The 8929-nt window shown below is 70.7% G+C and carries 8 protein-coding genes; 2 read left to right on the top strand and 6 right to left on the bottom strand.

Annotated elements, in window-relative coordinates:
- Positions 1–23: 23 nt before the first annotated feature.
- Positions 24–797 (bottom strand): hypothetical protein, encoded by a 774-nt coding sequence (locus tag ACGFYU_RS32190; protein ID WP_393830835.1) that lies wholly within the window; start codon positions 795–797, stop codon positions 24–26.
- 286 nt (positions 798–1083) lie between these two features.
- Between ACGFYU_RS32190 and coaA the strand changes: the two genes are divergently transcribed.
- Entirely contained in the window at positions 1084–2133 is a 1050-nt protein-coding gene (coaA, locus tag ACGFYU_RS32185) for a type I pantothenate kinase (protein WP_393830834.1), read from the top strand.
- A 25-nt stretch (positions 2134–2158) separates the two neighbouring features.
- The gene (locus tag ACGFYU_RS32180; RefSeq protein WP_393830833.1) at positions 2159–3124 is read left to right on the top strand and encodes a TIGR00341 family protein; all 966 of its coding nucleotides are present in this window, start codon (positions 2159–2161) and stop codon (positions 3122–3124) included.
- Positions 3125–3132: 8 nt separating this feature from the next.
- On the opposite strand, the gene glmM is transcribed toward ACGFYU_RS32180, so the two are convergent.
- From glmM to ACGFYU_RS32155, 5 genes are all read right to left on the bottom strand, one after another.
- The gene (glmM, locus tag ACGFYU_RS32175) at positions 3133–4491 is read right to left on the bottom strand and encodes a phosphoglucosamine mutase (RefSeq protein ID WP_393830832.1); all 1359 of its coding nucleotides are present in this window, start codon (positions 4489–4491) and stop codon (positions 3133–3135) included.
- Between the two features lie 135 nt (positions 4492–4626).
- Positions 4627–5145, bottom strand: coding sequence for a 30S ribosomal protein S9 (gene rpsI / locus ACGFYU_RS32170; RefSeq protein WP_393830831.1), 519 nt, complete (start codon positions 5143–5145; stop codon positions 4627–4629).
- Positions 5146–5187: 42 nt separating this feature from the next.
- Positions 5188–5631: a 50S ribosomal protein L13 gene (gene rplM, locus ACGFYU_RS32165; protein WP_365919416.1), complete on the bottom strand. Its 444-nt coding sequence runs from the start codon at positions 5629–5631 to the stop codon at positions 5188–5190.
- Between the two features lie 230 nt (positions 5632–5861).
- Positions 5862–7136, bottom strand: a complete 1275-nt coding sequence (locus ACGFYU_RS32160) for a glycosyltransferase family 87 protein (RefSeq protein ID WP_393830871.1) — start codon at positions 7134–7136, stop codon at positions 5862–5864.
- Positions 7137–7270: 134 nt separating this feature from the next.
- Positions 7271–8899 carry an ABC-F family ATP-binding cassette domain-containing protein gene (locus ACGFYU_RS32155; RefSeq protein ID WP_393830830.1) on the bottom strand — a complete coding sequence of 543 codons (1629 nt, stop codon included), beginning with the start codon at positions 8897–8899 and terminating at the stop codon, positions 7271–7273.
- Positions 8900–8929: the final 30 nt, after the last annotated feature.

Raw genomic sequence — 8929 nt, 5'->3', positions numbered from 1 at the left:
TTTGACGTTCAGTCGGCCGCGGTTCAGCCGAGCTTCTTGACCTGCGCGTCGATGACGGCCTTCGGCTGCTCGGCGGTGCCGGTCAGGCTCAGCGCCGAGAAGGTCGCCACGGTGTTGCCCTTGCGCACGAACACCAGCTGGGTCGTGAACTTCTCGCCGTCCGCGTCACCCTCGACGGTGAGCGCCAGCGCCTCGTCGCCGGCGGTCAGGGCGGCGCCCGGGCCGACCTTGCTGACCTTGCCGCTGTCGCCGCCCTGGGTGACGCCGTAGCCGCCGGCGCACTTCTGGCCGGCGGTCTTCGCTGCGGTGAACGCCTCCTCGGCGCCCTTGGCCTCGTACGAGGCGAGGGTGACGGCCGTGGCCGTGGAGCCGATGGCGCCCATGATGGCCTTCAGCTTGTCCTGCTCCGAGGCGCCCTCGGCGGCGGGCTTCGGGGTGGCGACGGCCTTGGTGCGCGCCGTCCCGGCGGGCTTGCCGGCCGGGGTGAGGGCCTGGGCCTGGGCCAGCACCTTGCACTCGGGCTTGTCGCTGGTGGCGGCGGCGCCGGCGGTGACCTCGGCGGGGGTGGCCTCCTTGAAGGTGTGGTCCGCGAGGTCGGCCTGGGCCACCAGGAGCTTGGCCAGCTCCGCGTCCGTCTTGGCCTTGGCGGCCGGGGCCGCGGAGGTCGCGCCGGTGCTCGCCGCCGGCTTGGCGTCCGCCTTGGCGTCGCCCTTCTCGGAGCCGCAGGCGGTGCCCAGCAGGGCCAGCGACACCGCGGACGCGGTCAGGACGGTACGACGGACAAGAGCGGTACGCACGGAAGGACTCCCCCGACAAGACGAGAACAGGACCCGCAGGAACGGCGCCCCACCAGGGCGGGCGGGGCGGGCGCGCTTCAGGACTGCGGCACCCCGGCAATGTATCCGGCGAAACGATCATTCCCGCCGGGTTTTCCGCTCTCCTGGCCGATTGTGACCGGCACGAGACCGCAAGAGGCTCGAATCGGTACCACCCGCGTGCAACCGCCCGGCGGCCCGGCGCGGACCTGACGTACGTGACCGACCACACCACCCACAACGGCCCCCGAGCCCCGACAATGGCGGTGTGATCACTTCGCCGCCACGAAGCAGCACGCCGGACAGCGCGACGGAGCGCGCCGGCCGGGAGGGGACCCCCACGCGCCCCGCCCACCGCCGGGGCCCCGAGGCCTCGCCGTACGTCGACCTCACCCGCGCCGAGTGGAGCGCCCTGCGCGAGCGCACCCCGCTGCCGCTGACGGCCGACGAGGTCGAGCGGCTGCGCGGTCTCGGTGACGTCATCGACCTCGACGAGGTGCGCGACGTCTACCTCCCGCTCTCCCGCCTCCTGAACCTGTACGTCGGTGCCACCAGCAACCTCCGCGGCACCGTCAACACCTTCCTCGGCGACGCGGGCAACGGCCACGGCGCCCAGCAGGGCACGCCCTTCGTCATAGGGGTCGCCGGCTCGGTCGCCGTCGGCAAGTCCACCGTGGCCCGTCTGCTCCAGGCCCTCCTCGCGCGCTGGCCCGAGCACCCCCGCGTGGAGCTGGTCACCACCGACGGCTTCCTCTATCCGATGGCGGAGCTCCAGCGGCGCGGGCTCACCTCCCGCAAGGGCTTCCCGGAGTCCTACGACCGCCGCGCGCTCACCCGCTTCGTCGCCGACATCAAGGCCGGCAAGGAAGAGGTCCGGGCCCCGGTCTACTCGCACCTGATCTACGACATCGTCCCGGGCGAGGAGCTCGTCGTACGCCGCCCGGACATCCTCATCGTCGAGGGCCTCAACGTGCTGCAGCCGGCCCTCCCCGGCAAGGACGGCCGCACCCGCGTCGCCCTCGCCGACTACTTCGACTTCAGCGTGTACGTGGACGCGCGCCCCGAGGACATCGAGCGCTGGTACCTCAACCGCTTCCGGAAGCTCCGCGAGACCGCGTTCCAGAATCCTTTCTCCTACTTCCGCAAGTACACCCAGGTCTCCGAGGAGGAGGCCATGGAGTACGCCCAGACGATGTGGCGGACCATCAACAAGCCCAACCTGCTGGAGAACGTGGCCCCCACCCGCGGCCGGGCCACCCTGGTCGTCCGCAAGGGCCCTGACCACAAGGTGCAGAAGCTGAGCCTCCGCAAGCTCTAGGGTCCCCCTTGGCTAGGGTGCGGGCATGCTGCATCTGCGGATGATCACCCCGCACCACCTCACGGACGAGGTGGTGACACTGATCGACAAGACGGTCGGCACCACCCATCTGGTCGTACTGCCCGGCGCCGCCCGCAACCCCGAGGGCGATCTCGTGCTGTGCGACGTGGCCCGGGAGGCCGCGGACGAGCTGCTGCAGGAGATGCGGTCCCTCGGCATCGACAAGTCCGGGTCGATCGCGGTCGAGAACATCGACCTCTCCATCTCGAAACGCGCCGACGCCGCGGAGGAGGAGGCCCCGGGCGAGGCCGCCGACGCGGTCATCTGGGAGCAGCTCGCCGAGTCGACCCACGAGGAGTCGACCCTCACGATCACCTACAGCGCCTTCCTGATCATCGCGACGATGATCGCGGCCTGCGGTGTGGCCCTGGACAACGCGATCCTGATCGTGGGTGCCATGGCGGTGGGCCCGGAGTTCGGCCCGCTCGCCGGTATCTGCACGGGCCTGGTGCAGCGCGAGCCGAAGCTCGCCGCGCGCTCGCTGCTGGCCCTGCTGGTCGGTTTCGCCGCGGCGATCGTGGCGACGACCGTGTTCAGCCTGGTGATGGACTCGCTCGGCCAGTTCCACCAGGGGATGCTGGACCGGCCCCGCCCGAACACCAGCTTCATCTGGCAGCCGGACCCGTTCTCGTTCATCGTGGCGGTACTCGCCGGCATGGCCGGGATGCTGTCGCTGACGTCGGCGAAGTCCGGCGCGCTGGTCGGCGTGGCGATCTCCGTGACGACCGTCCCGGCGGCCGCGAACGCCGCCATCGCCCTCAGCTACGGCGAGCTCGGCCAGATGTCGGGCTCGGCGTTGCAGCTGCTGCTCAACCTGCTCGGCATCATCATCGCCGGAACGCTCACCCTCATCGCCTGGAAACTGCTGTGGCGCACCCAGCACGACCGGATGATCCGGCCACCGGGTGCGCCACGGGGCAACAACAGGTAGGCCTGCGCCTAGCCGAGCGCCGACTTCACGACGTCCGCCAGCCGGCCCGCGATCGCCCGGGCCTGCTCGATGTCGGCGGCCTCCACCATCACCCGAACGAGCGGCTCCGTACCGGACGGACGGAGCAGTACGCGCCCGGTGGTGCCCAGCTCGCGCTCGGCGTCGGCCACGGCCTGGGCCAGCTCGGCCGAGGTGGTGACCCGGGACTTGTCCACGTCGGGGACGTTGACCAGGACCTGCGGCAGCCGCGTCATCACGCCGGCCAACTCGGCCAGGGACGTGCCGGTGGCCGCGACCCGCGCCGCCAGCAGCAGGCCGGTCAGCGTGCCGTCACCGGTCGTCGCGTGGTCGAGGATGATCACGTGGCCGGACTGCTCGCCGCCCAGCGCGTAGCCGTGCTCCTTCATCGACTCCAGCACGTAGCGGTCGCCGACGCCGGTCTGCACGACCTGGATGCCCTCGGCCTCCATGGCGAGCTTGAAGCCCAGGTTGGACATCACGGTGCCGACGACGGTGTTCTCGCGCAGCTGCCCGGCCTCGCGCATGGCCAGCGCCAGCACCGCGAGGATCTGGTCGCCGTCGACCTCCGCGCCGGTGTGGTCCACGGCCAGGCAGCGGTCGGCGTCGCCGTCGTGGGCGATGCCGAAGTCGGCGCCGTGCTCGACGACGGCCGCCTTCAGCAGGTCGAGGTGGGTGGAGCCGCAGCCGTCGTTGATGTTCAGGCCGTCCGGCTCGGCACCGATGGTGACGATCTCCGCGCCGGCCCGCGCGAAGGCCTCGGGCGAGACGTAGGCGGCCGCGCCGTGGGCCTCGTCGAGGACGACCTTCAGGCCGTCGAGGCGGTTCGGGAGCACCCCGATGAGGTGGGCGACGTACTTGTCGAAGCCCTCGGTGTAGTCCGAGACCCGGCCGACGCCGGCGCCGGTGGGCCGGTCCCAGGGAGCGCCGGTGCGGTGCTCCTCGTAGACCGACTCGATGCGGTCCTCCAGCTCGTCGGCGAGCTTGTGCCCGCCGCGCGCGAAGAACTTGATGCCGTTGTCGGGCATGGCGTTGTGGCTGGCGGAGAGCATCACGCCGAGGTCGGCACCCAGCGCACCGGTGAGATACGCCACCGCCGGGGTGGGCAGCACACCGACGCGCAGGACGTCCACGCCCGCGCTCGCGAGGCCGGCCACGACCGCGGCCTCGAGGAATTCGCCGGAGGCCCGGGGGTCCCGGCCCACCACGGCCGTGGCCCGGTGGCCCGCGAAGGTGCCCGCCTCCGCCAGTACGTGGGCAGCCGCCACGGAGAGGCCGAGCGCGAGCTCCGCCGTCAGATCCGCGTTGGCAACGCCGCGTACACCGTCCGTCCCGAAGAGTCGTCCCACTGTTGTCCTCCCGAGTTTGCGCTTCGTCTGTGACCGCATGTGACAGGTATTTGCCGCTTGTGGCGGTAAACGAACCGCCCCGACAGCACGGAGAGTGCTGCCGGGGCGGTTTCGTTGCTGAACAGCAGGCGCAGATTAACGCTTGCTGTACTGCGGAGCCTTACGGGCCTTCTTGAGACCGGCCTTCTTGCGCTCGACCGCACGGTCGTCGCGGGAGAGGAAGCCGGCCTTCTTCAGCGCCGGGCGGTTGTTGTCCACGTCCGCCTCGTTCAGCGCGCGGGCCACACCGAGGCGCAGGGCGCCGGCCTGGCCGGAGACGCCGCCACCCGAGATGCGGGCGATGATGTCGTAGCGGTTGTCGAGCTCGAGCAGCTTGAACGGCTCGTTGACTTCCTGCTGGTGCACCTTGTTGGGGAAGTAGTCCTCAAGGGTGCGACCGTTGATCTTCCACTTGCCGGTGCCCGGAACGATCCGGACGCGGGCGATGGCGTTCTTGCGACGGCCCAGGCCGGCGGCCGGCTGGGGGTCGCCGAAGCGACCGGCAAGGGACTCGGAGGTGTAGTCGCCCTCGACGACGACCTCAGACTCGCTGGTGTACTCCTCGACGTTGCCCTCGAACTCGTCGACGGTCGTCTCGGCGGTGGTCTCGGCCACGATGCTCCTCAGAATTTTCTACGTCTTAGGGGGTGGCCGGAACTACTGCGCGACCTGGGTGATCTCGAACGGCACCGGCTGCTGGGCAGCGTGGGGGTGCCGGTCGCCCGAGTAGACCTTCAGCTTCGAGAGCATCTGACGGCCCAGGGTGTTCTTGGGGAGCATGCCCTTGATGGCCTTCTCGACGGCCTTCTCCGGGTTGTTCGCCAGGAGGTCGTCGTAGCGCACCGAGCGGAGACCACCCGGGTAGCCGGAGTGGCGGTAGGCCATCTTCTGGGACGCCTTGTTGCCGGACAGGTGAACCTTGTCGGCGTTGACGATGATGACGAAGTCGCCCATGTCCATGTGGGGGGCGTAGGTCGGCTTGTGCTTGCCCCGCAGGAGGGCAGCGGCCTGGGTCGCCAGACGGCCGAGGACAACGTCCTGGGCGTCGATGACGAGCCACTGGCGCGAGATGTCGCCGGGCTTGGGGCTGAACGTACGCACGCGTATGCCTTCGCTTCTTCAGTGGTGGTATCCCAAGGGCGCAAGCCCCACGGGAAGGTCCTGACAGGGTCACCACGGACGATCACGACAGCCCTCGTTCACATCGGGGACGCACCCGTGTGAACCGCTGGTCATCGGTCCGGTGGACCGGCGCAAGGCCCTTTCACGTGAGAATGAGAAAGCCAATACGCATAACAAACCAGCAGGATACCCAAGCAGACCCATACGGGTCAAAACGCGGTCCGCGATGCCGATTCAGCCGGCGTCGCGGCGCACTCCGGTTCGGTCCTGGGTGGGGACCCCGCAGTTGTTACGGGCTCCAGAGTAACCCGACGGGAGCGCAGCGCACGACCCGCCATCAGGATCGCGAGCCCGCACAGGGTCGCGCAGTCCTTGAAGGCGCGCCGCTTGTGGGCCAGCTCCGAGGGCCACGGGAGCAGGGCCACCTGCGGCGTCAGGGCCAGCCAGAACCAGGGCGAGCGGGGCATCGAGCCCGGCCGCATCACCGAGGCCAGCAGCAGCGGCAGCACCACCAGCAGGTAGTGGTCGAAGGAGGGCCGCGAGACCAGAAATGCGGCGAGCATCACCATGCAGGCCGTCTCCGCCAGCCGCAGCTGCCCCTCGTCGGGCTCCTCGGACCGCCGCCAGCGCCGCCACGCGCCCCACAGCCCGGCCCCGGCCCCCGCGAAGGCGACCAGCACGGCCACCGGCTCCGGCACCCCCAGCCGCGGCAGCACGGCGATCGGCGAGGCGTCCCAGGGCAGCGCGTAGGCGTCCTGCCCGCCCAGCAGGAACGGCAGGGTCTTGGTGAAGAACAGGGACGGGCTCGGCATCGCCAGCGCCCCGGCCAGCGAGAGCCCCAGCGGCACCAGCACCGCCGCGGCCAGCCCCCGCCACTGCCGGGCCAGCAGGAAGAGCAGCCCGATCGGCACCAGCATCGGCTTGCAGGCGATCGCCAGCCCGACCACCAGCCCGGCCGCCCCCCACGCCCTGCGGTGCGCGAGGAGCAGCGCGACCGGCAGCGCGGCCGCCGAGATGGCCGTCCAGTTCCCGATCAGCACGAGGTTCACGTACGGCTTGTAGGCGAGGGCCAGGGCGGCGAAGCCGACGACCGCCAGGCGCGAGCGCAGCGGCACCGAGAACAGCCGCAGCGCGGCCAGCCAGCCGAGACCCAGCAGCCCGGACATCCCGACCGGCAGCAGCCACCTCAGGGCCGTCTGCGGCAGCAGCGCCTCCGGAACGGCCATGAGCACCGCGCTCGGCAGGTACAGGAAGCGCTTGTCCTCGTACGGGGAGCCGCCGGCCAGCAGCGTCTGCGCGGCCTTGACCACGAAGGCGTTGTCGGAGCCCCAGTTCTCCCGCAGGCTCGTGGAGACGCAGATCCCCAGGACCACCGCGAGCGAGACGAGCCGCCAGGGCCGGGACGCGGGCCGCAGCAGCCATTCGACGAGCCGATCTCCGGAGCTGCGGTTCTCCCACTTCATGAGCCAGATGCCAGGCCGCAGCCCCACAACGCCTCCCTCTCGCTCCTGCCGCTTGCCGCTTACCGCTTGCGCTCGACTCTACGTTCGTCCCAGACGGGCTCCTGAGGCGCCCATCCCCACCGGACTCCGTCCGTCGATCGTCGGTGCCGCGCCCCTCAGCGCTTGCGCTCCACGCGTCGCTCATCCCAGACGGGCTCCTGAGTCTCCCGCACCACACCGTCCGAACCGAAGACCAGGTAGCGGTCGAATGTGCGCGCGAACCAGCGGTCGTGCGTGACGCACAGCACAGTGCCCTCGTACGCCTCCAGGCCGTCCTGGAGGGCCTCCGCGGACTCCAGGTCCAGGTTGTCCGTCGGCTCGTCCAGGAGCAGCGCCGTGGTGCCGGCCAGCTCCAGCAGCAGGATCTGGAAACGCGCCTGCTGGCCGCCCGAGAGCCTCTCGAACGGCTGCTCGGCCTGGCGCTCCAGCTCGTAGCGGCGCAGGGCGCCCATCGCCTGGCCCAGGGGCTTGGCGGCCTCCGTCCACAGGATGTCGACCAGCGTGCGCCCGAAGAGCTCCGGGTGCGCGTGCGTCTGCGCGAAGTGGCCGGGGACCACCCGCGCGCCCAGCTTCCAGGCACCCGTGTGCTTGACGTCCTCGCCCGCCAGCAGCCGCAGGAAGTGCGACTTCCCGGAGCCGTTCGAGCCCAGCACCGCGACCCGTTCCCCGTAGAAGACCTCCAGGGAGAACGGCTTCATCAGGCCGGTGAGCTCCAGGTCCTCCACGGTCAGGGCGCGCACGCCCGTACGGCCGCCCTTGAGCCGCATCCGGATCTCCTGCTCCCGCGGCGGCTCCGGCGGCGGACCGGCCTCCTCGAACTTCTGGAAGCGGGTCTGCATCGCCCGGTAGCGGGAGGCCATGTCGGGGCTGCTCGCGGCCTGGTTGCGCAGCCGCAGCACCAGGGCCTTCAGACGGGCGTGCTCCTCGTCCCAGCGCCGCTTGAGCTCCTCGAAGCGGGCGAAGCGCTCCTTGCGGGCCTCGTGATACGTGTCGAAGCCGGCGCCGTGCACCCACACGTCGGTGCCCATCGGGCTCGGCTCCAGGCTGATGATCTTCTGCGCCGCCCGGGACAGCAGCTCCCGGTCGTGGCTGACGAAGAGCACGGTCTTGCGGGTGGCCTTGAGCTGCTCCTCCAGCCACCGCTTGCCCGGGACGTCGAGGTAGTTGTCCGGCTCGTCGAGCAGCAGCACCTCGTCCGGCCCGCGCAGCAGCGCCTCCAGTACGAGCCGCTTCTGCTCACCGCCGGAGAGCGTGCGCACCTCGCGGAACTGCGCGGAGTCGTACGGGATGGCCAGCGCGGCCATGGTGCAGACGTCCCAGAGGGTCTCGGCCTCGTAGCCCTGGACGTCGGCCCAGTCGCTGAGCGCCTGCGCGTAGGCCATCTGCGCGGCCTCGTCGTCCACGGTCAGGATCAGCTGCTCGGCCCGGTCCACGGCCTTGGCGGCCTCCCGGATCCGCGGCTGGGACACCGAGACCAGCAGGTCCCGTACGGTCGTCTCGTCCCGTACGGAGCCCACGAACTGCGACATCACGCCGAGCCCGCCGGTGTGGGTGACCGCGCCGCCGTGCGGCTGGTACTCCCCGGAGATCAGCTTGAGCAGGGTGGACTTGCCGGCCCCGTTCGCCCCGACGAGGGCGACCACCGCCCCCTCCCCCACGCGGAAGGAGACGTCGGGGAGCAGTACCCGCCCGTCGGGAAGGTAGTACTCCAGGTGGCTGGCTTCGAGATGTCCCATGCCGCGCATTGTCCAGGCAGGGCCGCGCTCAGCCCAAAC

Origin of the sequence: Streptomyces sp. NPDC048337 (assembly GCF_043201175.1) — a bacterium.
Lineage (GTDB): Bacteria > Actinomycetota > Actinomycetes > Streptomycetales > Streptomycetaceae > Streptomyces.
Note: the sequence above shows the minus strand (reverse complement) of the source record. Positions and strands in the feature narration are given on the sequence as shown.